Source organism: Achromobacter sp. UBA2119 (genome assembly GCF_002331005.1).
Classification (GTDB): domain Bacteria; phylum Pseudomonadota; class Gammaproteobacteria; order Burkholderiales; family Burkholderiaceae_B; genus Achromobacter; species Achromobacter animicus.
On sequence record NZ_DCYD01000015.1, the window covers coordinates 610,206 to 634,065 of the forward strand.

22 protein-coding genes are annotated in these 23,860 nt (G+C 66.9%); 12 read left to right on the top strand and 10 right to left on the bottom strand.

Annotated features, from left to right (window positions below; all coding sequences use genetic code 11):
• The 3 genes from B3098_RS17260 to B3098_RS17270 all read left to right on the top strand — a co-directional run.
• Positions 1-2,064, top strand: a 2,064-nt coding sequence (locus B3098_RS17260; RefSeq protein WP_286897994.1) for an NADP-dependent malic enzyme, incomplete at its 5' end; no start/stop codon positions are given.
• Positions 2,045-3,274, top strand: a complete 1,230-nt coding sequence (locus B3098_RS17265; protein ID WP_286897996.1) for a patatin-like phospholipase family protein — start codon at positions 2,045-2,047, stop codon at positions 3,272-3,274. The genes B3098_RS17260 and B3098_RS17265, both read left to right, overlap by 20 nt.
• Complete coding sequence (locus B3098_RS17270) at positions 3,271-3,738, top strand: barstar family protein (protein WP_286897998.1); 468 nt, start codon at positions 3,271-3,273, stop codon at positions 3,736-3,738. Before B3098_RS17265 ends, B3098_RS17270 begins: the two co-directional genes overlap by 4 nt.
• 1 nt (position 3,739) lies before the next feature.
• On the opposite strand, the gene B3098_RS17275 is transcribed toward B3098_RS17270, so the two are convergent.
• Complete coding sequence (locus B3098_RS17275) at positions 3,740-4,471, bottom strand: 16S rRNA (uracil(1498)-N(3))-methyltransferase (RefSeq protein ID WP_279975395.1); 732 nt, start codon at positions 4,469-4,471, stop codon at positions 3,740-3,742.
• A 207-nt stretch (positions 4,472-4,678) separates the two neighbouring features.
• Between B3098_RS17275 and tkt the strand changes: the two genes are divergently transcribed.
• The 4 genes from tkt to B3098_RS17295 all read left to right on the top strand — a co-directional run bounded on the left by tkt (position 4,679) and on the right by B3098_RS17295 (position 10,909).
• Positions 4,679-6,715 carry a transketolase gene (tkt, locus tag B3098_RS17280; RefSeq protein WP_286898000.1) on the top strand — a complete coding sequence of 679 codons (2,037 nt, stop codon included), beginning with the start codon at positions 4,679-4,681 and terminating at the stop codon, positions 6,713-6,715.
• A gap of 15 nt (positions 6,716-6,730) precedes the next feature.
• On the top strand, positions 6,731-7,741 hold the full coding sequence (gene gap, locus B3098_RS17285) for a type I glyceraldehyde-3-phosphate dehydrogenase (protein WP_056570971.1): 1,011 nt from the start codon (positions 6,731-6,733) through the stop codon (positions 7,739-7,741).
• A gap of 93 nt (positions 7,742-7,834) precedes the next feature.
• Positions 7,835-9,031: a phosphoglycerate kinase gene (locus tag B3098_RS17290; RefSeq protein WP_175124556.1), complete on the top strand. Its 1,197-nt coding sequence runs from the start codon at positions 7,835-7,837 to the stop codon at positions 9,029-9,031.
• A gap of 189 nt (positions 9,032-9,220) precedes the next feature.
• A complete protein-coding gene (locus B3098_RS17295; RefSeq protein ID WP_286898005.1) occupies positions 9,221-10,909 on the top strand; it encodes a SulP family inorganic anion transporter in 1,689 nt (562 codons plus the stop codon).
• Between the two features lie 83 nt (positions 10,910-10,992).
• Here the strand turns inward: B3098_RS17295 and fabI are convergent, their stop codons facing one another.
• The 7 genes from fabI to B3098_RS17330 all read right to left on the bottom strand — a co-directional run bounded on the left by fabI (position 10,993) and on the right by B3098_RS17330 (position 18,260).
• On the bottom strand, positions 10,993-11,766 hold the full coding sequence (gene fabI, locus B3098_RS17300) for an enoyl-ACP reductase FabI (RefSeq protein WP_279975391.1): 774 nt from the start codon (positions 11,764-11,766) through the stop codon (positions 10,993-10,995).
• Positions 11,763-12,947, bottom strand: a complete 1,185-nt coding sequence (locus tag B3098_RS17305) for an acetate/propionate family kinase (RefSeq protein WP_175124559.1) — start codon at positions 12,945-12,947, stop codon at positions 11,763-11,765. Before B3098_RS17305 ends, fabI begins: the two co-directional genes overlap by 4 nt.
• 68 nt (positions 12,948-13,015) lie before the next feature.
• Positions 13,016-13,960: a phosphate acetyltransferase gene (locus B3098_RS17310; RefSeq protein ID WP_218343129.1), complete on the bottom strand. Its 945-nt coding sequence runs from the start codon at positions 13,958-13,960 to the stop codon at positions 13,016-13,018.
• Between the two features lie 5 nt (positions 13,961-13,965).
• Positions 13,966-16,581, bottom strand: coding sequence for a DUF3141 domain-containing protein (locus B3098_RS17315; protein ID WP_286898009.1), 2,616 nt, complete (start codon positions 16,579-16,581; stop codon positions 13,966-13,968).
• A 153-nt stretch (positions 16,582-16,734) separates the two neighbouring features.
• The gene (locus B3098_RS17320) at positions 16,735-17,142 is read right to left on the bottom strand and encodes a VOC family protein (RefSeq protein ID WP_175138196.1); all 408 of its coding nucleotides are present in this window, start codon (positions 17,140-17,142) and stop codon (positions 16,735-16,737) included.
• Between the two features lie 25 nt (positions 17,143-17,167).
• Positions 17,168-17,800, bottom strand: coding sequence for a glutathione transferase (gene yfcF / locus B3098_RS17325; RefSeq protein WP_239212817.1), 633 nt, complete (start codon positions 17,798-17,800; stop codon positions 17,168-17,170).
• Between the two features lie 130 nt (positions 17,801-17,930).
• Positions 17,931-18,260: a DHCW motif cupin fold protein gene (locus tag B3098_RS17330; RefSeq protein WP_175124563.1), complete on the bottom strand. Its 330-nt coding sequence runs from the start codon at positions 18,258-18,260 to the stop codon at positions 17,931-17,933.
• 203 nt (positions 18,261-18,463) lie between these two features.
• Here B3098_RS17330 and B3098_RS17335 point away from each other — a divergent pair, with 203 nt between their 5' ends.
• The 5 genes from B3098_RS17335 to B3098_RS17355 all read left to right on the top strand — a co-directional run bounded on the left by B3098_RS17335 (position 18,464) and on the right by B3098_RS17355 (position 21,603).
• The gene (locus B3098_RS17335; RefSeq protein WP_175124580.1) at positions 18,464-19,405 is read left to right on the top strand and encodes a DnaJ C-terminal domain-containing protein; all 942 of its coding nucleotides are present in this window, start codon (positions 18,464-18,466) and stop codon (positions 19,403-19,405) included.
• Between the two features lie 2 nt (positions 19,406-19,407).
• Positions 19,408-19,722 carry a chaperone modulator CbpM gene (locus B3098_RS17340; RefSeq protein WP_175124564.1) on the top strand — a complete coding sequence of 105 codons (315 nt, stop codon included), beginning with the start codon at positions 19,408-19,410 and terminating at the stop codon, positions 19,720-19,722.
• Between the two features lie 158 nt (positions 19,723-19,880).
• Positions 19,881-20,603 carry an AzlC family ABC transporter permease gene (locus tag B3098_RS17345; protein WP_414631290.1) on the top strand — a complete coding sequence of 241 codons (723 nt, stop codon included), beginning with the start codon at positions 19,881-19,883 and terminating at the stop codon, positions 20,601-20,603.
• Positions 20,600-20,947, top strand: coding sequence for an AzlD domain-containing protein (locus B3098_RS17350; protein WP_175124566.1), 348 nt, complete (start codon positions 20,600-20,602; stop codon positions 20,945-20,947). Before B3098_RS17345 ends, B3098_RS17350 begins: the two co-directional genes overlap by 4 nt.
• Before the next feature lie 44 nt (positions 20,948-20,991).
• Positions 20,992-21,603 (top strand): glutathione S-transferase family protein, encoded by a 612-nt coding sequence (locus B3098_RS17355; RefSeq protein WP_175138198.1) that lies wholly within the window; start codon positions 20,992-20,994, stop codon positions 21,601-21,603.
• A gap of 9 nt (positions 21,604-21,612) precedes the next feature.
• Here the strand turns inward: B3098_RS17355 and B3098_RS17360 are convergent, their stop codons facing one another.
• Together B3098_RS17360 and B3098_RS17365 are read right to left on the bottom strand one after the other, a co-directional pair.
• A complete protein-coding gene (locus tag B3098_RS17360) occupies positions 21,613-22,269 on the bottom strand; it encodes a DsbA family protein (protein ID WP_279975381.1) in 657 nt (218 codons plus the stop codon).
• Between the two features lie 108 nt (positions 22,270-22,377).
• Complete coding sequence (locus tag B3098_RS17365) at positions 22,378-23,853, bottom strand: inorganic phosphate transporter (protein ID WP_175125856.1); 1,476 nt, start codon at positions 23,851-23,853, stop codon at positions 22,378-22,380.
• Between the last annotated feature and the right edge of the window lie 7 nt (positions 23,854-23,860).

Sequence of the window (23,860 nt, forward strand, 5' to 3'; positions counted from 1 at the left end):
GTGCTGGGCCTGGGCAACATCGGCGCGCTGGCCTCCAAGCCGGTCATGGAAGGCAAGGCGGTGCTGTTCAAGAAGTTCGCCGGCCTGGATGTCTTTGACATCGAAATCAACGAAACCGACCCGGACAAGCTGGTCGAGATCATCGCCGGCCTGGAAGCCACCTTCGGCGGCATCAACCTTGAAGATATCAAGGCGCCGGAGTGCTTCACCGTCGAGCGCAAACTGCGCGAACGCATGAAGATCCCAGTCTTCCACGACGACCAGCACGGCACGGCGATCTGTGTGTCGGCGGCCTTCATCAATGGCCTGAAGGTCGTGGGCAAGGACATCAAGCAGGTCAAGGTGGTTACGTCCGGCGCGGGCGCTGCGGCGCTGGCGTGCCTGGACCTGATGGTGGACCTGGGCCTGCCCCTGGAAAACATCTGGGTGACCGACATCGAGGGCGTGGTCTACGAAGGCCGCACCACGCTGATGGATCCGGACAAGGCGCGCTTTGCGCAAAAGACCGATGCCCGCAAGCTGGCCGAGGTAATCCAGGACGCCGACGTGTTCCTGGGCCTGTCGGCCGGCGGCGTGCTCAAGCCCGAGATGGTCGCCGCGATGGGTTCGCGTCCGCTGATCCTGGCGCTGGCCAACCCCACGCCGGAAATCCTGCCGGAAGTGGCCCACGGCGTGCGAGACGACGTGGTCATGGCCACGGGCCGTTCGGATTACCCGAACCAGGTCAACAACGTACTCTGCTTCCCGTACATCTTCCGCGGCGCGCTGGACGTGGGCGCCACGACCATCACGCGCGAAATGGAAAAGGCGGCGGTGTACGCCATTGCCGAATTGGCCGAGGAAGAACAGAACGAAGTCGTGGCGGCCGCCTATGGCACGTTCGACATTTCGTTCGGTCCCGAATACCTGATCCCCAAGCCCTTCGATCCGCGCCTCATCGTGCGCATCGCGCCGGCGGTGGCCAAGGCCGCGATGGAAGGGGGCGTGGCCACGCGTCCGCTGGCGGATCTGGAAGCCTACGAAGAGCAACTGCAGCAATTCGTGTACCACTCCGGCGCGTTCATGAAGCCGCTGTTCTCGGCGGCCAAGCGCATCGTGCGCGAAGGCGGCCCGGCGCGCATCGTGTTCGCGGAAGGCGAAGACGAGCGCGTGCTGCGTGCCGTGCAAGTGGTGGTGGACGAAGGCCTGGCCCGCCCGATCCTGGTCGGCCGCCCGTCGGTGCTGCTGACCCGTATCGAAAAGCTGGGCCTGCGTCTGCGCCTGGGCGAGGACGTCGAAGTCACCAACCCCGAATACGACGAGCGCTTCCACCAGTACTGGACGACCTACTGGGAACGCATGTGCCGCCGCGGCATCACCAAGGAAATGGCGCGCGTGGAAATGCGCCGCCGTATGACGCTGATCGGCGCGATGATGGTGCACCTGGGCGATGCCGACGGCATGGTCTGCGGCTCCGTCGGCGCGTATCACGATCACCTGCGTTTCGTGGATGAAGTGATCGGCCGCCGCCCGGGCCACAACGTGTACGCCGCCATGAACATCCTGCTGCTCAACGAGCGCACGGTGGTCCTGGTGGACACGCACGTGAACGACGAACCCACGGCCGAGCAGATCGCGGAATTCACCGTGGCCGCCGCGCGCGAGATGCGCCGCATGTATCTGGCGCCCAAGGCCGCGCTGCTGTCGCGCAGCAATTTCGGTTCGGGCAGCTCGGCGTCGGGCGCCAAGATGCGCCGCGCGCTGGAACTGGTGCGGCAGATGGATCCGGAACTGGAGATCGACGGCGAAATGCACGGCGACTGCGCGCTGGACGAGGCCCTGCGCATGCGCATCCTGCCGTCCTCTACGCTCAAGGGCGAAGCCAATTTGCTGGTGTGCCCGAACGTCGACTCGGGCAACATCGCCTACAACCTGCTCAAGACGGCAGCGGGCGGCAACGTTGCGGTGGGTCCGTTCCTGCTGGGCGCCAATGCCCCCGTGCACATCCTGACCTCCAGCTCCACCGTGCGCCGCATCGTCAACATGACCGCGATGACGGTGGTCGATGTCAATACGCCACGTTGAAGTCAAACCGGCCGGCAGGGCGTGCCCGCGCACGCCCACCGGCCTGGTCCTGACGGGCGGCGGCGCGCGCGCCGCCTATCAGGTCGGGGTGCTCAGCGCCATCATGGAGCTGCTGGACCCGGACTGGCATTCCCGATTCCAGAACCCCTTCGACATCATCTGCGGCACGTCCGCCGGCGCCATCAACGCCGCCGCGCTGGCCTGCCGCGCCGACCGGCCCCATCTGGGCGTGCGTCGCATCCGCCGCCTGTGGTCGTCGCTGAACACCGACATGATCTACCGGGCCGACGCGCCCGGCCTGATCCGCACCGGCGTGCGGTGGCTGGGCCTTCTGTCGCTGGGGTGGATGTATTCCGGTTTGACGCGCAAGCGTCCGCACTCGCTGCTGGACAACACGCCGATGCAGGGGCTGCTGGAACGCGTGCTGGACTTCGGCAATCTGCGTTCCAACCTGGAGAGCGGTTCGCTGTCCGCGCTGGCCATCACCGCGTCGGGCTACACCAGCGGCGAGCACCTGACGTTCTACCAGGCGCACACCCCGATCGAACCCTGGCACCGCTACCTGCGGCTGGCCATCCCCACGCCCATCGGCATCGAACACCTGATGGCCTCGTCGGCCATTCCCTTTGTCTTTCCGGCGCGCCAAGTGCAGGTGCACGGCAAGGGCGAATGGTGCGGCGACGGTTCGATGCGCCAGCTTGCGCCCATCAGTCCGGCGATCCACCTGGGCGCGCACCGCGTCATGGTGATCGGCACGGGCTACCGCGACGACACCCACCCTGAGAATCGCGAGGATTCGCCGCCGTATCCATCGCTGGCGCAGGTCGGTGGTCATGCGCTGTCCAGCATCTTCCTGGATGGGTTGTCGGCGGATGTCGAGCGTCTGGAGCGCATCAATTACCTGATGGACCACGCGGGTCCGAACGGCGCGCCGCCCACCGTGCGCCGCATCGAGGTGTTGACGATCACGCCCAGCCAGTCGCTGGATTTGATGGCGCTTGAACATTTGCACGATATGCCTGCACAAGCGCGTGCGCTTTTCCGCGTACTCGGTGTATCGTCCGATCCAAACCGTCCGGGGGGCGGGGCGCTGATGTCCTACCTCCTGTTCGAAGCCGGCTACACCAAGCGATTGATAGAACTGGGTTATGCCGATACGATGCGACGTAACGATGAAGTGATCGCCTTTTTCAGGGAGGCACAGGCATGAGGCGCAATGGCCAATCTACTTTGCAGCGGCAGCTGATGCGCGGCGGTGCGCTGGCTCACGACGGGCTCGACAAGAAGGCCGTGGTGGACGCCGCGCACGAACTTGGCCTGTCCTTGTTTGTTGCCAATTGCGACCCGTGCCGCAGCCGCTCGGCCGTATTGCGCGCCATCGTCAAGGCGGTGGATTTTCCTGAATACTTCGGCGGCAATCTCGACGCCCTGTACGACTGCCTGTGCGACACGGTGCTGGATCACAAATCCGGCGTGGTGCTGTGGCTGTACCGCCTGCATTCCGGTGATCCGGCACTTGAAGAGGACGCCGGCCGCATCGAAACCGTGTGCTCCGATGCCGCGGATTTCGCGCACGAAAACGGCCGCGTGTTTGCCTATGTGATCGAACACGCCGGCGCGCATCCCGAACCCGAGCCCGGCGTGGCCGCTGCCCCTTACGGCGAGAACGACTGATCTACCACCCGCGCAGGGCGCTGATCGCCGACAGCAGCGCCAGCCCGGCCGTCTCGGTGCGAAGCACCCGGGGGCCGAAGCGCACGGCCTGCACACCCGCCTTGCGGGCCGCTTCCAATTCCTTGTCCGACCAGCCGCCTTCCGGCCCGACCAGCAGGGTGATGCCCGTCTGATCCGATGCGCCTTGCAGCATGCCGGCCAGGTCTTTCTCGGCCTCAGGGTGGCAGAGCACGCGCAGGCCGTCGGCAGGCTGGGCCAGCCAGTCTTCCAGCGTCAGCGGCGCGTCGACGGTCATCAACCGGTTGCGGCCGCATTGCTCCGCTGCCGATTGCGCGATGCGCTGCCAGTGCGCGACGCGCTTTTCCAGCCGGGCGCCCGACAGCTGCAATACGCTGCGCTGCGCGGCGATGGGGCTGACCCGGGCCGCGCCCAGTTCCACGGCTTTCTCGACCACCCAATCCATCTTGTCGCCCGACGGCAGGCCCTGGGCCAGGATGATGCGCCCGCCGAGTTCAGCTTCGCGCGGATTGAAGTCACCCAGCTGGGCGAAGCCGGCCTTGCCCTCGACTTCCAGCACCGCGGGATACTCGCCGCCCTGACCGTTGAACAGCGTGACGGCTTCGCCGGCCCGCAGGCGCAGCACGCGCAGGGCGTGATGGGCAAGGGCTTCCGGCAGGGCGATGCGGGCGCCGGCGGTCAGCGGGGCGTCGCAGTAGAAACGGGGGGCGGGCATGACGTATTGCGGAATTCGGAGAGTGGGGGAGGTGACAAGTTCGCGTAGCTTACATTGCCCGCGCAATTCGCCCGAAACCCGCGATTACATAGGGCATCCGGCCGATGGCCTCCGGGAAATCCCCTGATGCTAAAATCTCCTGCTTCGCAACCTACTCAACCGGCCCTATTTCCTCTGTAGGCGCGCCGGTTTCAAAGAGCCTTCCGAATGAGCAATCCGACCGCCCCTAAACTTGCCTTGGCGGATGCCATCCGCGCCCTCGCGATGGATGCCGTGCAACAAGCGAACTCCGGGCATCCGGGTGCTCCCATGGGCATGGCGGAAATCGCCCAAGCCTTGTGGGCCGGCAACCTGCGCCACAATCCCAAAGATCCCGCCTGGGCCAACCGCGACCGCTTCGTGCTGTCCAACGGCCACGGTTCGATGCTGATCTACGCCCTGCTGCACCTGACGGGCTACGACCTGCCGATCGAAGAGATCAAGAATTTCCGCCAGCTGCATTCCAAGACGCCGGGCCACCCCGAAGTGGGCATCACCCCGGGCGTGGAAACGACCACCGGCCCGCTGGGCCAGGGCCTGGGCAATGCCGTGGGCATGGCGCTGGCCGAAGCGCTGCTCGCCGCCGAATTCAACAAGCCGGGCCACACGCTCGTCGATCACCACACCTATGCGTTTACCGGCGACGGCTGCCTGATGGAAGGTATCTCGCATGAAGTGTGCTCGCTGGCCGGCACGCTCAAGCTGGGCAAACTGGTCGTGCTGTACGACGACAACGGCATTTCCATCGACGGCCATGTGGAACACTGGTTCGCCGACGACACCGCCAAGCGCTTCGAAGGCTACGGCTGGAACGTCGTCCGCGGCGTGGACGGCCATGACGTCGCCGCTGTCGACGCCGCCATCAAGGCCGCGCGTTCGCAGTCGGACAAGCCCACGCTGATCGTCTGCCGCACCGTGATCGGCAAGGGCTCGCCCAACATGGCCGGCACGCACAACGTGCACGGCGCGCCGCTGGGCAAGGACGAAATCGCCGCCACGCGCACCGCGCTGGGCTGGTCGTCGGAACCCTTCCAGATTCCGCAAGACGTGTACGACGGTTGGGACGGCCGCAAGCAGGGCGCCGAAGCCCAGGCCGAATGGCAGAAGCGCTTCGACGCCTACGCCGCCGAATTCCCCGCCGAGGCCGCTGAATTCACGCGCCGCATGAAGGGCGAGATGCCCGACGGCTACGCCGACCAGTTCAAGGCCTTCCTGTCCGCCACGCTCGAAAAGGGCGAAACCGTCGCCACCCGCAAGGCCTCGCAATTCGCGATCGCCGCGCTGGCGCCGCTGCTGCCGGAAATGCTGGGCGGCTCGGCCGACCTGACCGGCTCCAACTTCACCGACTGGAAGGGCGTTGCCGCCGTCCGCGCCGGCGACAAGGGCATCCAGCTCGGCCGCCACATCAACTACGGCGTGCGCGAATTCGGCATGGCCGCCATCATGAACGGCATCGCGCTGCACGGCGGCTACCTGCCGTTCGGCGGCACGTTCCTGACGTTCTCCGACTACTCGCGCAACGCCATCCGCATGGCCGCGCTGATGAAGCAGCGCGTCGTCCACGTGTTCACGCACGACTCCATCGGTCTGGGCGAAGACGGCCCGACCCACCAGTCGATCGAACACGCGGCCAGCCTGCGCCTCATCCCCAACCTGTCGCTGTGGCGTCCTTGCGATACGGCCGAAACCGCCGTGGCCTGGAACGCCGCCGTGACGCGCCCGGCCAGCATCGGCATGGACGTGCATGACGGCGGCCCGACGGCCCTGTTGCTGTCGCGCCAGAACCTGCCGTTCGTGCCGCGCGACGCGGCCACGGTGGACGCCATCGCCCGCGGCGGCTACGTGCTGCGCGATGCCGACGGCGCCCGCGCCGTCATCATCGCCACCGGCTCCGAAGTCGCCATCGCCCTGGACGCCCAGGCGCAGCTGGCCAAGGAAGGCATCGCCGTGCGCGTGGTGTCCATGCCCAGCACCGACGTCTTCGACAAGCAGGACGCCGCCTGGAAGCAGTCCGTGCTGCCCAAGGGCCTGCCGCGCGTCGCAGTCGAAGCCGGCGTCACCGCTTTCTGGCACAAGTACGTGGGCCTGGAAGGCGCCGTGGTCGGCATCGACCGCTACGGCGAGTCCGCACCGGCCGGCGCACTGTTCAAGTTCTTCGGGCTGACCGCCGACAAGGTGGCCGAGACCGTCAAGCAAGTTTTGTAAAAAAGGAGCTTAGTCATGACCATTCGCGTCGCCATCAACGGTTACGGTCGCATCGGCCGCAACATCCTGCGTGCCCACTACGAAGGTGGCAAGAAGCACGATATCGAAATCGTCGCCATCAACGATCTGGGCGATCCCAAGACGAACGCGCACCTGACGCGCTACGACACCGCCCACGGCAAGTTCCCGGGCACCGTCGAAGTCGACGGCGAGTTCATGGTCGTCAACGGCGACAAGATCCGCGTGCTGGCCAACCGCAATCCGGCCGAACTGCCGTGGGGCGACCTGAAGGTCGACGTCGTGCTGGAATGCACGGGCTTTTTCACCACCAAGGAAAAGGCCGGCGCGCACATCAAGGGCGGCGCCAAGAAAGTCATCATCTCGGCCCCCGGCGGCAAGGATGTCGACGCCACCATCGTCTACGGCGTCAACCACGGCGTGCTGAAGTCGACGGACACCGTCATCTCCAACGCCTCGTGCACCACCAACTGCCTGGCCCCGCTGGTCAAGCCGCTGAACGACAAGCTGGGTCTGGAAAACGGCCTGATGACCACCGTTCACGCCTACACCAACGACCAGGTCCTGACCGACGTCTACCACGAAGACCTGCGCCGCGCCCGTTCGGCCACGATGAGCATGATCCCCACGAAGACCGGCGCTGCTGCCGCCGTGGGCCTGGTCCTGCCGGAACTGAACGGCAAGCTGGACGGCTACGCCATCCGCGTCCCGACCATCAACGTGTCGCTGGTCGACCTGTCGTTCGTGGCCAGCCGCGACACGACCGCCGAAGAAGTGAACAGCATCCTGAAGGCCGCCTCGGAAGGCGAACTGAAGGGCATCCTGGACTACAACACCGAACCCCTTGTCTCGGTCGACTACAACCACAACCCGGCCTCCAGCACCGTTGACGCGTCGCTGACCAAGGTGTCGGGCCGTCTGGTCAAGGTCTCGTCCTGGTACGACAACGAGTGGGGCTTCTCGAACCGCATGCTCGACACCACCGTCGCGCTGATGTCGGCCAAGTAAGCACACCGCCAGTCCATAAGGGGACGGATTTGTTTTCCGCCATTGCGGAAAATGGGTTCGTCCCCTTTGTTCGCCTACCGAAGGAATCCAAATATGTCCAAGGTCAAAACTTTGTCCGCGCTGGCCAAGGCCGGCGCCCTGTCCGGCAAGCGTGTGTTCATCCGCGCCGACCTCAACGTCCCGTTCGATGACGCCGGCCGCATCAGCGAAGATACCCGCATCCGCGCCTCGGTGCCCGGCATCCGCCTGGCGCTGGACGCCGGCGCCGCCGTGATGGTCACGTCGCACCTCGGCCGTCCGAAAGAGGGCGTCCTGACCGACGCCGATTCGCTCGCCAAGGTCGGCCAGCGCCTGTCCGAGCTGCTGGGCATGCCCGTGCAGCTGGTGCGCGACTGGGTTGACGGCGTGAAGGTCGATCACGGCCAAGTCGTGCTGCTGGAAAACTGCCGCGTCAATGTCGGCGAAAAGAAGGACGACGAGGCGCTGGCCAAGAAGATGGCTGCGCTGTGCGACGTCTACGTCAACGACGCCTTCGGCACCGCCCACCGCGCCGAAGCCACCACCCACGGCATCGCCCGCTTTGCCACCGTGGCCTGCGCCGGCCCCCTGCTGGAAGCCGAACTGGACGCCCTGGGCCGTGCGCTGCACGAACCCAAGCGCCCGCTGGTCGCCATCGTGGGCGGCTCCAAGGTGTCGACCAAGCTGTCCATCCTGCAATCGCTCGCCGACAAGGTCGATCAGTTGGTGGTGGGCGGCGGCATCGCCAACACGTTCATGCTGGCCGCCGGCCTGTCCATCGGCAAGTCGCTGGCGGAACCCGACCAGGTGGATCAGGCCCGTGCCGTGATCGACATCATGAAAAAGCGCGGCGCGGCCGTGCCGATTCCCGTTGACGTGGTGTGCGCCAAGTCGTTCGGCGCCGACGCCGAAGCCACCGTCAAGGCGGCCACCGACGTAGCCGACGACGACATGATCCTGGACATCGGCCCCAAGACCGCGGAGCAACTGGCCGGCATCCTGAAGCAGGCGGGCACGATCGTCTGGAATGGCCCGGTGGGCGTGTTCGAATTCGATCAATTTGCCAACGGCACCGAAGTGGTGGCCCGCGCGATTGCCGACTCCGACGGCTTCTCGATCGCCGGCGGCGGCGACACCCTGGCCGCCATCGCTAAGTACAAGATCGGCGAACAGGTCGGCTACATCTCGACGGGCGGCGGCGCATTCCTGGAATTCCTGGAAGGCAAGACCCTGCCGGCCGTGGCCGTGCTGGAAGCCCGCGCGGCGGGTTAAGTCCGGCTGTGTACGCCCCTTGCGAAGGGGCGGCGTGCGGCGGGCGTCAGACGCCCGCCCGCACCAAGCGTGCGGCACCCAAAGCCGCCGCCTTGATTCGCCGCGCGCCGCGCGGCTTGGGGTTGGTGTAGGCTTGGGCGGTCATCCCGCTGCTGGCGGGAATTCAATTGTGATCCGTCTCGCTGCACCATGAATCTCCGCTTTATTCCTGGCCTGGCCAACTTCCAGGGCATTACCCGCGAATCGGCGCGGCGTGACGTGACCGCAGGGCTGAGCGTCGCCGCCGTGGCCCTGCCGGTCGGTCTGGCTTATTCCGCCATGATGGGCGTGCCGCCCGTCGCCGGCTTGTGGGCGGCCATTGCCGGCATGCTGGCATATGCGTTCTTCGGTTCGTCGCGCACCCTCATCGTGGGTCCCGACACCGCCACCTGCACCCTGATTGCCGCCACGCTGACCGGCATGGCGCTGACCACGCCGGAAGCGCGTCTGCTCGGCGCCACCAGCATTGCGCTGACCGTGGGCGTGGGCTGCCTCGTCGCGCGCGTCCTGCGGTTGGGCGTGCTGGCCAATCTGCTGTCGCGGCCCGTGCTCATCGGGTATATGGCAGGCGTCGCGATCACGCTGGCGATGTCGCAGCTCAGCGGCCTGACCGGCGTGGGACTACGCAACAGCGGCCTCATTCATCCGTTCATGGAACTGTCGCACCGCCTGTCCGAGATCCGGCTGCCGACGCTGTTCCTCGGCCTGGCCTCCTGCATCTTCCTGGTCGTCGTCAAGCGCGTGCGGCCGTCGTGGCCCGGTCCCATCCTGCTGGTGGTGGCGACCTGCGTGCTGTCCTGGCTGTTCAATTTTCCGGCGCTGGGCATCGCGGTGGTGGGCGACGTGCCGGCCGGACTGCCGTCCTTCCATCTGCCGGTCAGCCTGGAAGGCGTGGACGGCATCCTGCTGGGCGCCGCGGGCGTCCTGGTCGTCAGTTTTTCCAGCGGCATCGTGACCGCCCGCAGCTTTGCGGCGCGCACGGGCGAGCACGTGGATCCCAATCGCGAACTCGTGGGCTTCGGCGCGGCCAACGTGGCGGCCGGGCTGTTCCAGGGCTATGTCGTGACGGGCGCGGACTCGCGCACGGCGGTCGGGCTGGTGGCCGGGGGATCGTCGCCGCTGGTCAGCATCAGCGCGGCGGCTGCGCTGGCCGTCGTGGTGGGTCTGTTGAGCGCGCCGCTGTACTGGCTGCCGCAGTTTGCGCTGTCCGCCATCCTGCTGCTGGCTGCGGCCAGCCTGTTCGATTGGCAGGCCTTCAAGCGGCTGGCGCGCATTTCGCGGATCGAGCTTGCATTCGGCGTGTTGGCCGCCGTGGGCGTGGTGGGATTCGGCGTGTTGCAAGGCGTGGCCGTCTCGGTAGGCGCGACGCTGCTCTACGCCATGTACGTGTCCGGCAATCCGCGGGATGCATTGCTGGGCCGGCTGCCCGGTGAAACCGTGCTGGGCAAGCTGCACCTGAATCCGCAAGCCAAGCCCATCCCCGGCGCCGTGATCTGGCTGTTCGAATCCTCGGTCTGGTTCTTCAACGCGGACGCCTTCCGCCGCCGCGCCCGCGAAATCATCGAGCAGGCGGGCGACGTGCACTGGTTCGTGCTGGATGCCGAGGCCATGACGCAAGCCGACGCGGACGCGGTCGAGGCGCTGTATGAACTGAAGCGCAATCTGGACGCGCGCGGCATCACGCTGCTGGTGGCCGGCGGCCACGGCAAGTTCCGCGAGGCGCTACAGCGTTCGGGGCTGGTCAAGAAGATCGGGCCGGACAAAATCTTCGGCAGCCCGGAACAGGCGGTCGACGCCATCGAGCGCTGGCGCCAGGGCGGGCCGGCGACGCTGGCCTGACCTTCAAATGACCGGGGTGTCTGACACCCTGGAGATTGCCCTACGCGCATCGACGCCGCACGCAGAGTGTCTGACACGCCGCGTCAATCGATGATGTGATACCCGCCGTCGATATACAGCGTCTGCCCCGTCATCAGCCGCGCCGCATCCGTAGCCAACCACGCAGTCGCTTCGCCCACATCATCAATCGACACTAGGCTACGTGCCGGCGCCTTCGCCTGCGCGCGATCCAGCATCGTGTCGAACTCCGCGATGCCGGACGCGGCGCGCGTCTTCAGCGGACCCGGCGAGATCGCATGCACGCGGATGCCTTGCGGACCCAGCTCGGCCGCCAGGTAACGCGTGGCGGATTCCAGGGCGGCTTTCACCGGTCCCATCATGTTGTAGTGCTCGACGACCATCTGCGAGCCGTAGTAACTCATGCAGAAGAGGGCGCCGCCATTGCGCATCAGGGGCTCGGCCAGCTTGGCCATACGGATGAAGGACCAGCACGACACGTCCATCGCCTGCAGAAATCCCGCGCGCGAGCAGTCCGTGACGCGCCCGTGCAGATCGTCGCGCGGCGCGAACGCGACCGAATGCAGCACGAAGTCCAGCGCGCCCCATTCGTCCGTGATGCGGCTGAAGACGGCTTCCAGCTCGCCGTCGTTCAGCAGGTTCATGGGCATCAGCAAGGGTGCTTGAACCTGCTGCGCCAACGGCGCCACGTGCGGCAGGGCTTTGTCGTTCAGGTAGGTGACCGCCAGTTCGGCCCCCATGGCACGAAACGCCTTGGCGCATCCCCACGCGATGGAGTCGGCGTTGGCGATGCCGGTCACCAGCCCGCGCTTGCCGGCCAGCGGCAGCTGCGCGCTCATCGCTGCCTCACGAGCGCGAGCGTGTGCTGCGCGATGACCAGCTCTTCGTTCGTGCGCACCACGTAGACGCCTATGCGGCTGTCGTCGGCCGAGATGCGCGGCCCGTGGCGGGCGTTGCGCTCGGGGTCCAGCTTGATGCCCAGCCAGCCCCAATGCTCGCTGATCGCCTGACGGATCTCGGCCGAGTTTTCGCCGACGCCCGCCGTGAAGACGATGCCGTCGATGCCGTTCGTCGCGCAGCCCAGGCCGATCATGCCTTCGGCCACGCGCCACGCGAAATACTTCAGGGCCAGCTTGGCCGACGGTGCATTGCTGGCCAGCAGTTCGCGCATGTCGTTGCTGATGCCCGACAGGCCCTTCATGCCGCAGTCGTGATACAGCATGTGCTCGATCTCGTCGTGGCTCATGCCCTGTTCCATCATCCACAGCACCACGCCGGGATCCAGGCGGCCAGGGCGCGTGCCCATCGGCAGACCTTCCAGCGCGGTGAAGCCCATGGTGCTGTCCACGCTCTTGCCCTGGTGCATGACGCAAGCCGATACGCCAGAGCCCAGGTGGGCGACGACGATCTTGCCCATCGCAATGTCGGGCAGCGTCTGCTTCAGGCGCTGTGCGATGTATTCGTAGGACAGCCCATGAAAGCCATAGCGGCGCACGCCTTCCAGATACAGGCGCTCGGGCAGCGCATAGCGGTCGGCCACGTCGGAATGGCTGCGGTGGAACGCCGTGTCGAAGCAGGCGACCTGCGGAATCCACGGCCGTCGCTCGCGAATCACGCGGATCGGCGCCAGGTTGTTGGGCTGATGCAGCGGCGCGAGCGGCGTGAAGGTTTCAAGCCGGGCCAGGATGTCGTCGTCGATCAGCACCGGCTCGGACAGATCCGGCCCGCCGTGGACCACGCGATGCCCCACTGCGAGCGGCGCGCCGCCCAAGTGGCCGCTCAGCCACGTGCCGACGACTTCCTGCGCGTTGGGCACGTCGGGGGCGTGGCTGGGCGCGATGTCGCGTTCGACCAGCGTCTCGCCCACCGCGTCGCGCACGCGCAGGCGCGGATGCGTGGTGCCGATGCCTTCAAGCTGGCCGCCCAGCCGGGGCGCCAGTTCATGCTTGTCGTCGATGTCGTACAGGTAGAACTTGATGCTGGAACTGCCGGCGTTGATGACGAGGATGGTGTCGCTCATGGCGGTGTGCTTCCACGTTGAGACAAGTCGCTCGGCGGCCCGCGGGGGCAGGCCGGGGCTGGGAATGTTCAGGCCAGCGGTCTGGCCTGCTGCTGGGCAAGGTGGTTGGCGTAGATCGCCGCCACCGCGCACGACGCCAGGCGCGAACGCGGGCTGTCTGCGCGGCTGGTCAAGATGATCGGCACGCGTGCGCCCAGCACGATGCCGGCCGCCTCGGCGTTGGCGAGGAAGGTCAGGTTCTTGGCCAGCATGTTGCCGGCTTCCAGATCGGGCACCACCAGCACCTGTGCCACGCCGGCCACCGGCGAGCGGATGCCCTTGATGCGCGCGGCGTCGGGGCTGATCGCGTTGTCCAGCGCCAGCGGGCCGTCCAGCACGCCGCCCGCGATCTGGCCTCGGTCGGCCATCTTGCACAGGGCGGCCGCCTCGATGGTGCTGGGGATGCTGGGGGTGACCTGTTCGACCGCCGACAGGATCGCCACGCGCGGTTCGCCCAGCCCCAATCCCAGATGCAGGTCGATCACGTTGCGGATGATGTCGGCCTTGGTTTCCAGATCCGGAAAGATGTTGATGGCCGCGTCGGTGATGAAGAGCGGCTCGGCGTAGGTCGGCACTTCCATGATGAACACATGGCTGATGCGCCGGCCGCTGCGCAGGCCCGTCGTGCGCGCCACGACCTCGTGCATCAGCTCGTCGGTGTGCAGGCTGCCCTTCATCAACAGGGAGGCCTCGCCGCTGCGCACCAGCGCCACGGCGGACTCCGCGGCGGCGTGGCTGTGCGGCGCATCGACGATGCGGGCGTCGCCCAGGTTCAACTTGAACTGCGCGGCCGTGTCGCGGATCTTGCCTTCGGGACCGACCAGGATGGGCCGCAGCAGGCCCAGATCGCGCGCTTCCAGCGCGGCCGACAGCGACGGTTCATCGCAGGGATGGGCGATCGCGCAGGGCGCCGCCTCCAGCGTTTGCGCGCGCGCGATGAGTTTGTCGTAGTGCGTGGACGTCGGGAGGCTCATGGGTCTCAGGCCTTGGCGGGTTGACGGGCGGCGGCCGCGCGCTTGGCGGGCGCCTTGGCCGGGGTCGCGTCCGCGCCAGACTTGGATGCGGACTTGGCTGCGGACTTCGATGCGGACTTGGACGCTGTCTTGGCAGCGCCATTGGCCGCAGTCTTGGATGCTTTAGCTGCCGGCTTTGCCGGGGACTTCGATGCCGTTTTGGACGCGCCGTTGGACGCGCCGTTGGACGCGGCGTTCGATGCAACCTTCTTCGATGCGGTCGGCGCGGCCTTCTTGGGCGGCTCCGCCTCATTCACGGCCTTACCCGCCGCATCAGGATGCGGCCGGGCGGTCTTGGCGGGCACCTCGGCTGCCAGGTCGACCAGGTCCTGGACCGGATAGGGGGACTTCGTGGCGGCGGCGCCGCGCGACGCGGCAGGCCCCTGACCCTGTCCGCGCCGCTGCGCGCGGCGTTCGGCCGCTTCGAAGATGCGCTCCATTTCGTTCAGGCTTTCGCGCGCGGCGTCGCTCAGCGGCTCGGCGGCTTCCAGGACGCCCTTCATCGCGATCAGGCTGGCGCGGATTTCCGCGGCCGATGAGTCTTCCAGAAGACGGGGCATCGCTTGAATGGCGGCGTCCGAATCCAGCGTCATCATCAAGGCCTGTTCCCGGATCACGTCCTTGAACGCCTCCAGCGTCAGCGCGTTGTCGGCTTCGGCGCGCATCTTGCGGATGAGCGCGAAGCTGCGCTCGTCCAGGCCGCCTTCGGCGCCCGACACATACAACAGCATCCGGATCGCGGCCACGCGCAGTCCGCCTTCCTGCAGCATCGAGCGCAGTTCCGCGGCGCGGTCTTCCATGAAGCGGCGATGCTCCGGCGAGACGCCCGGGTGCCGGCGCGGCGGGCCGGACTTGGCGCCCAGGCCGGCCAGATCCTGCACGACCGGCGATCCATACACGCTCATGAAGGTGCGCTCGTCGGCGGAATCGCGCAGTTCCTGCCAGATGTTCAGGCTGGTCTCGATCCAGTTCGAGAACATTTCCTGCGCCACCACGAACGGATTGGTGGGCGCGGCCTGCTGCCGGTTCTCGCGCACCTGTTCGGCCACCTTGGCGATGGGCGCGATGACCGGGTTGCGGTCGGAAATCAGTTCGTAGGGCAGGCGCAGCGGGTGCATGCGCTGCATCCACTCGGCCGATTGCGGCGTCACCATGGCGCGCAGCCAGGGCTGCACGAAGCTGCGGTACATGCCCAGGTTGATGTCCGAGATGCGGGCGACCGCGGCAAAGCGCTGGTCGTCTTCTTCCTTGCGGTCGACGATGGCGCGCACGTCGTCCAGCTTGCGCTGTTCGAAGGACAGCACGTAGTTGCCGAAAGCCAGATCGGCGTTGGGCGTGTCGGGCGTCTTGTCGGCGATTTCGGCCTGGTAGATGCCCGGCGGCAGCACATCGATCATGTCGATGTTCGAGGTGAACTCCTGGTGTTCCTTGCGCGCCACGCTGCCGGACACGAAGATGCCCAGGTGGCCGATGCTTTCGTGGATGGCGTAGACGATGGTCTGGCCGTGGGCCAGGACTTCGGCTTCGTTCTGGTAGAGCTCGGGAATCCAGCCCAGCGCCTGCGGCGGCGGGGTGATGTTGTCGCCCTTGGAGCAGAACACCACGATGGGCGAGCGGATGTTGCGCAGGTCGATGCGGATGCCGTCGGAAGTTACCAGCCCGGCGGTCGCCAGGCGGTTGCCGACGAACAGGTTGTCGACGATGTACTGGATTTCGGGGCCATTCAGGAAGACGTGGCCGCCCCACCATTTTTCAAAGCTGAGGTAACGGTCGGCTTCGGTGTCGACCTTGGAATACAGGTTGTACTGCTTGGACCACAAGGTGTTGGCCGGATTGAGGTTTTCGAAGTTCTGCACCAGCCAGGCGCCGTCGAACTTGCCGTTGCCCAGGTCGCTGGTCATGGCCGTGAGCCAGCTTCCGCCCAGCAGGCCGCCCGCGTAGCGCATGGGATTCATGCCGCGCCAGCCCGCCCAGTACGAGAGCGGTGCGCCCGCGACGATGATCGGCCCGAACAGTTCAGGACGCACCGCCGCGGTCATCATGATCTGCCAGCCCGCCTGGCAATTGGCCACGACGACGGGCTTGCCCTCGGCATCCGGGTGCAGCGCAATGATTTCTTCCAGGAACCGCGCCTCGGCCATCATCACGTCTTCGACGGTCTGGGTGGGCATGGGCTGCGGCAGGAACGTCGCAAAGTAGCAGGGATGGCCCGCGCGCACGGCCACGCCGATTTCGCTCTCCGGCTTGAAGCCGCCAATGCCCGGCCCGTGGCCCGCGCGCGGATCGACCACCAGAAAGGGGCGCTTGATCGGGTCCGTTTCCACGCCGGCCGGCGGCTTGATCCGCAAGAGGCCGTAATTGACGGGACGGGGCAGCTCGCGGCCATCCAGCACCAGCTCGAATTCCATGCTCAGCACGTTCGGCGCGCGCTTGGCCATGTGTTCGTGATACTGGTTGCCGCGCTGGCGCATCACGTCTGCGTAAAGCACGCCGCGCTGCCAGGCGTCCACGGCGTATTCGTAGGCGGCCGTCCAGGGGTTGAGGGACGGGGCGAGCGTGTGATCGGTGCCGGATCCGGCCATGGCGATCTCCTGTAATGAGCTGCCGGCGACAGATCGCCGCCGAGCCGGTCCCCAGTGGAACCGGCGAAATTGACCTCCCCATTACACCGCAACGGATGGTGCGGTGCAACATCAGAACGATTTGCGGGGCGTCAAAAGGCCGATCATGCCGGCTCAATCGGACTGATGGCAGACCGCTTCGACGCGGTTGCCGTCCGGGTCCAGCAGAAAGGCAGCGTAATACAGGGGATGGTAATGCGCGCGCACGCCGGGTGCGCCGTCGTCTCGGCCGCCGTGCGCCAGGCCGGCGGCATGGAAAGCGTCGACGGCCGCTCGGGTGGGCGCCTTGAAGCACCAGTGGCGCCGGGCGGCGGATGCGGGATCGGGAGAAGCGTCGGGGGTGGCGAACACCGACAGATAGGTATGGCCGCTGTCGCCGGGACCGCAGCGTTCGCCGTATCCCAGCGCGTCGGGACGGTCGTAGACCTTGTCCGCTCCCAGCGTCCGCATGATGGCGTCGTAGAACGGCCGGGCGGCGTCCAGGCGGGCGACGGTGATGGAGACGTGATCCAGCAGCTGCATCGCGGCGCCTTGGATGAGGGTCAGGTCACCGCGCGGCGGCGTTGTGTTCCAGCCATTTCTGGACGGCGGGTCGTTGCCATTGGGCGTCCGCGTATGCGCGCAGCGTGTCGGGCAGGTCGTCGTTCGACAGGCGCTTGAGCATGACCGCGAGATCGGTGTCGGCGATGCACCATTTGTCGAACAGCGTCGTCTGGCCGACGCCGACCAGATAGCTGGCCACGCGGATCAGCTTGGCGGCGGCTGCATGGGCGTCGTCGGACAGCGGCGGGCCGGCTTCGCCGTAGAACACGGTTTCCGTGGGACGTTCCTGGCGCAGGGCGCCCAGGTCGCTGCGCAGCCAGGCCTGCAACTGGCGCGCGCGGGCGCGTTCCTGCAGGGCGGACGGAAACAGGGCGGTGTGTTCGGGCGGGGGAAAGGCTTCTTCCAAATACTCGGCGATGACGCTGGATTCGGTCAGGTTGAAGTCCGCGTGGGTCAGCGCCGGCACCCGCGAGGTGAGCGCGCGGCACTGGAACGGCTGCATGCGCTGTTCGCCGGCACTCAGGTCGATGGGACGCACTTCGAAAGGCAGTTGCTTTTCGGTCAGCGCCACATAGACCGACATGGCGTACGGGCTGAGAAACAGGGAATCGACGTATAGCGTAATCGGGGCGCCCAAAGCTTGTCTCCGGTCAGGCGAAGTAACGTATGGTCAGGCCGCGCGGGGCGGCTGGTTTGCAAAGCGTAACGCAAGTGCAATGCGGACGTGTCGCGCGGGCGCGTCAGTCTGCAAAGGTCGCCTGCAAAGGTCAGTCCACAATAAAGAGCTTGGCGCCGGTCTGCGTGGACGAGCGGTGCGGTTCGGCCTGATCGGCCACCTGATAGCTCATGCCGGGGGTCAGCACGAACTGGCGGCCGTCTTCCAGTTCGGTGTGCAGTTCGCCTTCCAGACAGAACAGGATGTGGCCCTTGGTGCACCAGTGGTCAGCCAGGTAACCGGCCGTGTATTCCACCATGCGCACGCGCAGGTCGCCGAATTGGCGGGTACGCCAGTACGCCGTGCCGGTTTCGCCGGCGTGTTCGGTGCGTTCCACTTCGGACCAGTCGGTGGTGCCGAAGGGGATGTTGCTCATCTTCATCGTGGATCCTGCAAGGTGGGTCCGCCCCAGAATGCCGGGCGAAAAAACACATACTACGCCAATCGGGCTACCGGCTTTCCGCGGCCGGCCCTTCGCGCGCGGCCGCACATTGAAAAATCGGTCCATAACCCCTATCTTCTGGCTATTCAAGGCCGGATCCGGCTGTGCCGGACGCGGCCTCAACCCTCTACGTGAGCTGGAACATGGAGTTCAAGGACTACTACAGCATTCTCGGGGTGGAGCAGGGCGCATCCGACGACGATATCCGCAAGGCATACCGCAAGCTCGCCCGCAAATATCACCCAGACGTCAGCAAGGAAAGCGACGCCGAAACCCGCATGCGCGACGTCAACGAAGCCTACGACGTGCTGCGTGACGCCGAAAAGCGCCAGGCCTATGACAATCTGGCCGCGGGCGTCTCGCCCGAAGGCGGCTTCCAACCGCCGCCCGGATGGGACGAAGGCTTCGAATTCCACCGCGGCGCCGCGGCCGGCGACGAAGCCCAATTCAGCGAGTTCTTTTCGTCACTCTTTGGTGGCCGAGGCGCCAGGCACGGCGGACGCCAGCAGGAATTCCGCACGCGCGGCGAAGACCATCACGCCGCCATCGAAGTCGACCTGGAAGACGCCATCAAGGGCGCGACGCGCGACATCAGCCTGCGGTCCATGCAGATGGACGACCAGGGCCGGCCGCACATGCAGAGCCGCACCCTCAGCGTCAAGATCCCGGCCGGCGTGCGCGAAGGCCAGTACATCCGGCTGGCCGGACAGGGGATGCCCGGCTATGGCGGCGGCGAAAGCGGCGATCTGTATCTGGAAGTGCGCTTCAAGCCGCATCCGCGCTACCGCGCCGAAGGGCGAGATCTCTACATGACGTTGCCGGTTGCCCCGTGGGAAGCCGCGCTGGGCGCCAGCGTCAAAGCGCCCACGCCCGGCGGCACGGTCGAAGTGTCCGTGCCGCCCGGGTCCGGCAACGGCCGCAAGCTGCGGCTGCGCGGGCGCGGCATCCCCGGCGATCCGCCGGGTGATCTGTACCTGGTCCTGGATCTGGTGCTGCCGCCGGCGGACAGCGAAGCCGCCAAGGCCGCTTACCGCAAGCTGCAGCAGGATCTGCCCTTCAACCCGCGCCGCAATCTCGGGGTCTGAGCATGAAGAAGATAGTGATCACCAGCGCCACCGTCGTCGGCAAGTCGCAGCCGCTCAACGCAGACGACCTGGCGCGCGCCTGCGGCGCGGAAGTGGAATGGGTGGCCCGGCTGGTCGAAGTCGGCATCGTCAATGCCAGCGGCAGCGGCCCGGCGGAATGGCGTTTCTATAGCGTGGACCTGCAACGCGCCTTGCACGCGCGGCGGCTCGAGCATGACTTTGGCGCCGGCCTGGACGCCGTCGCGCTCATCCTGGACCTGAGCCAGGAGGTGCGCCGTCTGAAGTCGCAGTTGCGGGCGCTGGGCGCGACGCCTTGACGGCGCGGGGCGTCTGATCGGGCCGCGTTCAGCTGGGCTGAGTTGGCGGCGATTCGCGCTGAACCGCGCCATGCCGGTTCGACCCAATCCAAGCCGCCCCAATCCAAGCCGCCCACACCGCTGAGTAAAATGGGCGCCCGCCGCAACAAGTCAAAGCGATGAGCGCCTTGGAGACTCCCCCCGCCGCCGCGCGCGCCCCGTCCGGCGGCGCGCATATCGATGGCCTGAAATCCTGCCTGCCGGTCATGATCGGCTACTTCCCGGTTGCCGTGACGTTCGGCATCGCCGGTATCGCGGCTGGCCTGACGCCGCTGCAGGTCATCCTGATTTCCGTGCTGGTCTACGCGGGCGCCAGCCAGTTCCTGCTGCTGGCCTCCATCAAGGCCGGCACGCCATGGATGTGGGTGGTGGCGCTGTGCTCGCTGCTCAATGCGCGGCACCTGCTCTATGGCCCGCTGCTGTCGCGCTTTCTGCCGGCGGCGCTGCGCGATCGCCTGAAGGTTGCTTTTCTTTTGACCGATGAAGTCTTCGCCACCGCCTTCAACCGGTTGCAGGGCGTGGAACCCGCCCGGCGCCAGGGCTGGATGGTCGCGCTGGGTTTGGGCGCCTGGCTGACGTGGATCGCCGGCACCGCCGTGGGCGTGTACGCCGGCGACGGCCTCGAGCGGCACTATCCGATGCTGTCGCAAGTCATGCGCTTTGCGCTGCCCGCGCTGTTCATGGCGCTGGTGTGCCAGAGCGCCCGGCGCGGCATGGGACTGCCCATCCTGGCCGCCGTCATTGGCGCCGGACTGGTGGCTGCGCTGGGATACACCAGCCTCGCCATCCTGGCGGGCGCGGTCATCGGCTGCGCCGCCTATCGATTCAAGAGGCCCGCATGAACGCCAGCGGATTGGAATTCTGGGGCGCCGTCATCGCGATGGCGGTCATCACCTACCTCACGCGCGCCCTGCCGTTCATGCTGTCCGAGCGCAGCCGGCTGTTGCGGCACCTGTCCCGCGAGGGCTCGGCGCTGTCGGCGCTGGGTCCGTCGCTGCTGGCGGGCATCGCCGCCGCCGTCATCGTGCCGGATCTGCTGGGCGCGGCCGACGAGGCCGCTCACATTGCGCCATACGTGGGCGGGCTTGTCGTCACGGGCGTGGCGGCGCGCCTGGTCAGCAACACGGGCGTGGCCGTGCTGCTCGGCATGGGCGGATACGGGATATTGCTGGCCTTGGCGGCGTAGCGGCCCGCAGGGCAAAATGGTTCGATCCCCCAAGGAGACCGACCATGCTTACGCTCTACCACGCACCGCGTTCGCGGTCGTTCCGGATACTGTGGCTGCTCGAGGAACTGGGCGTGCCCTACGACACCGAGATGGTGTCGATCCGCGGCCACGACAGCACGGGGCACATGCCTGCCGATTACATCGACATCCATCCGCACCGCAAGGTGCCGGCGCTGGTGCATGACGGCGTGCCCGTGTTTGAAACGCCCGCCATCGCGGTGTACCTGACCGACCTGTTTCCGCAGGCGGGGCTGGGACCGGTCGTGGGCGACCCGCAGCGCGGTCCCTATCTGACGTGGCTGGCGTATTCCACGGGCGTGTTCGAGCCTGCGATGGTCGAGCGGGCGTTCAAGACGCCGCATCAGGCCGCGCTGGGATGGGGGTCGGCCGACGAGGTCGAAGAGGTGCTGACGCGGGTGCTGCAGGCGCGGCCGTTTTTCCTGGGCGACAGGTTCTCCGCTGTGGACATCGTGCTGGGCGGCTCGCTGCAGTACATGATGCGGATGAAGATCGTGCCCGAAACGCCCGTGTTCAATGCGTACGCCGAACGCCTGGGTGAGCGTCCGGCGATGCACCGCGCTTTGCAGCGCGACGGGGATATCGAAGAGTCCTGAGCCCCGACGTCAGGCGCCGCCCTGGATGCGCGCCGTCAGGTGGTCGCGCCATTGCTCGGGACGGCCGAGGTACCGGCTGGGTTCCAGCAGCGTGAAAGCGCCGTTGCGCTCCAGCGCCAGCGTCGGAAAGCCCGTGCCCCCGACTTGCGCCAGCAGCCGGCGGCTGGCGGCAATGTGGGCGGCAGTCTCGGCGCCCTGTGCCTGTTCGTAGGCAGCGTCGAAGGCCTCGGCGTCCAGGCCGATCTCCACAGCCAGCGCCCGCAGGACGGCAGGATCGGCGATGCGCCGGCCTTCCACGTAATGCGCACGCTGCAGCCGGTGCAGCAGGTCCAAGCCGCGGCCCGCCAGCGTTTGCGCGGCCAGGATGGCGGTGGTGGGCGGTTCGGAATCGAACACGGCGCCGCTGTCGCGCAGCAGGCCGTCGAAGTAATCGGCGCCGAACGGCTGGCCGGTGAGGCCCGCAATGCGCTCGTCGTGCGGCATGACGTAGCGGCGCAGGGCGTCGGTGACCGGCTGGCGGTTGCTGCCGGTCATCATGCCGCCGCCATGCGGCTCGATGTTCAGGCCCGGAACGGCGCGGGCGGCCTCCACCAGCGGCGCGGCGCCGTAGCACCAGCCGCAAAGCGGATCGAAGATGTAATGCAGGGTAGGGGATGAGGGTGTCATGGCGCCATCGTAGACGGCGCCGGGCGCGGGCGCATAGGCCGGCGCGCTACCCAGAGTGTTGCAGCGGCCGTGCAGATTGCCTGCACGGCCGAATCGGTCAGGCTGCGATCAGCCCGCGATCTGTACGCCGATCCAGAACAGGCCGGCGGCCAGCAGCATCGAGGCGGGCAGCGTCAGCACCCAGGCCAGCAGGATGTTGCGCACCGTGTTGCCCTGCAGCCCCGTCTTGTTGGCGATCATGGTGCCCGCCACGCCCGAGGACAGCACGTGGGTGGTGGACACCGGCAGGCTGAAGACGTTGGCGAGACCGATGGCGCCCACGGCGGTCAGCTGCGCCGACATGCCCTGCGCATAGGTCATGCCCTGCTTGCCGATTTTTTCGCCGACGGTCAGGACCACGCGGCGCCAGCCGACCATGGTGCCGGCGCCCAGCGCCAGCGCCACGGCCACGATCACCCAGAAGGGCGCGTATTCGGTGGTGGCGGTCAGGTCCGCGCGCAAGCGTTGCAGGTCGGCGGCCTCGCGGGCGGGCAGGCCTTCCAGGCGCGCCACCTTCTTGGCGGTGTCGTCCAGGCACAGCAGGTAGCGGCGCACGTCGATGCGCTTTTGCGCGGACAGGTCGGCGTAGTTGGAAACCCCGTGCAGGTCCTTTTGCAGCGCCATGATGGTCGGTACGGTCAGGGCGGGGTCGCAACGGAAATTGGCGGGCAGGTCTTCCTGGATGTCGACGCGGCGCAGCGCCAGGAAATCGCCCAGCAGCGCTTCGTTGCGCTGGTAGAACACCATCAGGTGGTTGGCGGCGTCGCGGGTGCGTTCGATCTGGTAGGTGGTGCTGTGGGTGTCCAGCACGAAGTTGGCTGGCACGATGCCGATCAGCACGAGCATGATGAGGCCGATGCCCTTCTGGCCGTCGTTCGAGCCGTGCACGAAGCTCACGCCCATGGCCGACAGCACCAGCACCAGGCGGTTCCAGAACGGCGGGTGCTTCTTGTTGTCGATGGCGCGGCGCTGTTCGGGGGTCTTGTGCATCTTGGACAGCGGCAGCCAGCGCTTGAGCGCCAGCAGCAGCAGGCCTGCCACCGCGAACCCGGCGATGGGCGAGGCCACGAGCGACAGGCCGATGTCGATGGCCTTGCCCCAGTTCACGCCTTCGCCCAGCGGCAGGTCGGTGATGAGCGCATTGGCCAGGCCCACGCCCAGGATCGAGCCGATGAGCGTGTGCGAGCTGGACGCCGGAATGCCGAAGTACCAGGTGCCCAGGTTCCAGGCGATGGCCGCCGCCAGCATGGCGAAGACCATTGCCAGCCCGCGGCCGGTGTCCACGTTGATCAGCAGTTCGACGGGCAGCAGATGGACGATGGCATAGGCGACGCCCACGCCGCCCAGCAAGACGCCCAGGAAGTTGAAGATGCCGGACAGGACGACCGCCAGATGCGGCGGCATGGCCTTGGTGTAGATGACCGTTGCCACGGCGTTTGCCGTGTCGTGAAAGCCGTTGATGAATTCGAAGGCCAGGACGAATGTCAGGGCCAGCACAAGACTGAGGCCAACCCAAAGGTCTAGGCCGTGGAAGAGGTCGAACATGGGGGAA

What these genes read in the sequence shown, in the direction of transcription:
- B3098_RS17265 (WP_286897996.1), top strand. Translation starts at nt 2,045, where the DNA reads ATGTCAATACGCCACGTTGAAGTCAAACCGGCCGGCAGGGCGTGCCCG.
- B3098_RS17270 (WP_286897998.1), top strand. Translation starts at nt 3,271, where the DNA reads ATGAGGCGCAATGGCCAATCTACTTTGCAGCGGCAGCTGATGCGCGGC.
- B3098_RS17275 (WP_279975395.1), bottom strand. Translation starts at nt 4,471, where the DNA reads ATGCCCGCCCCCCGTTTCTACTGCGACGCCCCGCTGACCGCCGGCGCC.
- tkt (WP_286898000.1), top strand. Translation starts at nt 4,679, where the DNA reads ATGAGCAATCCGACCGCCCCTAAACTTGCCTTGGCGGATGCCATCCGC.
- gap (WP_056570971.1), top strand. Translation starts at nt 6,731, where the DNA reads ATGACCATTCGCGTCGCCATCAACGGTTACGGTCGCATCGGCCGCAAC.
- B3098_RS17290 (WP_175124556.1), top strand. Translation starts at nt 7,835, where the DNA reads ATGTCCAAGGTCAAAACTTTGTCCGCGCTGGCCAAGGCCGGCGCCCTG.
- B3098_RS17295 (WP_286898005.1), top strand. Translation starts at nt 9,221, where the DNA reads ATGAATCTCCGCTTTATTCCTGGCCTGGCCAACTTCCAGGGCATTACC.
- fabI (WP_279975391.1), bottom strand. Translation starts at nt 11,766, where the DNA reads ATGAGCGCGCAGCTGCCGCTGGCCGGCAAGCGCGGGCTGGTGACCGGC.
- B3098_RS17305 (WP_175124559.1), bottom strand. Translation starts at nt 12,947, where the DNA reads ATGAGCGACACCATCCTCGTCATCAACGCCGGCAGTTCCAGCATCAAG.
- B3098_RS17310 (WP_218343129.1), bottom strand. Translation starts at nt 13,960, where the DNA reads ATGAGCCTCCCGACGTCCACGCACTACGACAAACTCATCGCGCGCGCG.
- B3098_RS17315 (WP_286898009.1), bottom strand. Translation starts at nt 16,581, where the DNA reads ATGGCCGGATCCGGCACCGATCACACGCTCGCCCCGTCCCTCAACCCC.
- B3098_RS17320 (WP_175138196.1), bottom strand. Translation starts at nt 17,142, where the DNA reads ATGCAGCTGCTGGATCACGTCTCCATCACCGTCGCCCGCCTGGACGCC.
- B3098_RS17330 (WP_175124563.1), bottom strand. Translation starts at nt 18,260, where the DNA reads ATGAAGATGAGCAACATCCCCTTCGGCACCACCGACTGGTCCGAAGTG.
- B3098_RS17335 (WP_175124580.1), top strand. Translation starts at nt 18,464, where the DNA reads ATGGAGTTCAAGGACTACTACAGCATTCTCGGGGTGGAGCAGGGCGCA.
- B3098_RS17340 (WP_175124564.1), top strand. Translation starts at nt 19,408, where the DNA reads ATGAAGAAGATAGTGATCACCAGCGCCACCGTCGTCGGCAAGTCGCAG.
- B3098_RS17345 (WP_414631290.1), top strand. Translation starts at nt 19,881, where the DNA reads ATGAGCGCCTTGGAGACTCCCCCCGCCGCCGCGCGCGCCCCGTCCGGC.
- B3098_RS17350 (WP_175124566.1), top strand. Translation starts at nt 20,600, where the DNA reads ATGAACGCCAGCGGATTGGAATTCTGGGGCGCCGTCATCGCGATGGCG.
- B3098_RS17355 (WP_175138198.1), top strand. Translation starts at nt 20,992, where the DNA reads ATGCTTACGCTCTACCACGCACCGCGTTCGCGGTCGTTCCGGATACTG.
- B3098_RS17360 (WP_279975381.1), bottom strand. Translation starts at nt 22,269, where the DNA reads ATGACACCCTCATCCCCTACCCTGCATTACATCTTCGATCCGCTTTGC.
- B3098_RS17365 (WP_175125856.1), bottom strand. Translation starts at nt 23,853, where the DNA reads ATGTTCGACCTCTTCCACGGCCTAGACCTTTGGGTTGGCCTCAGTCTT.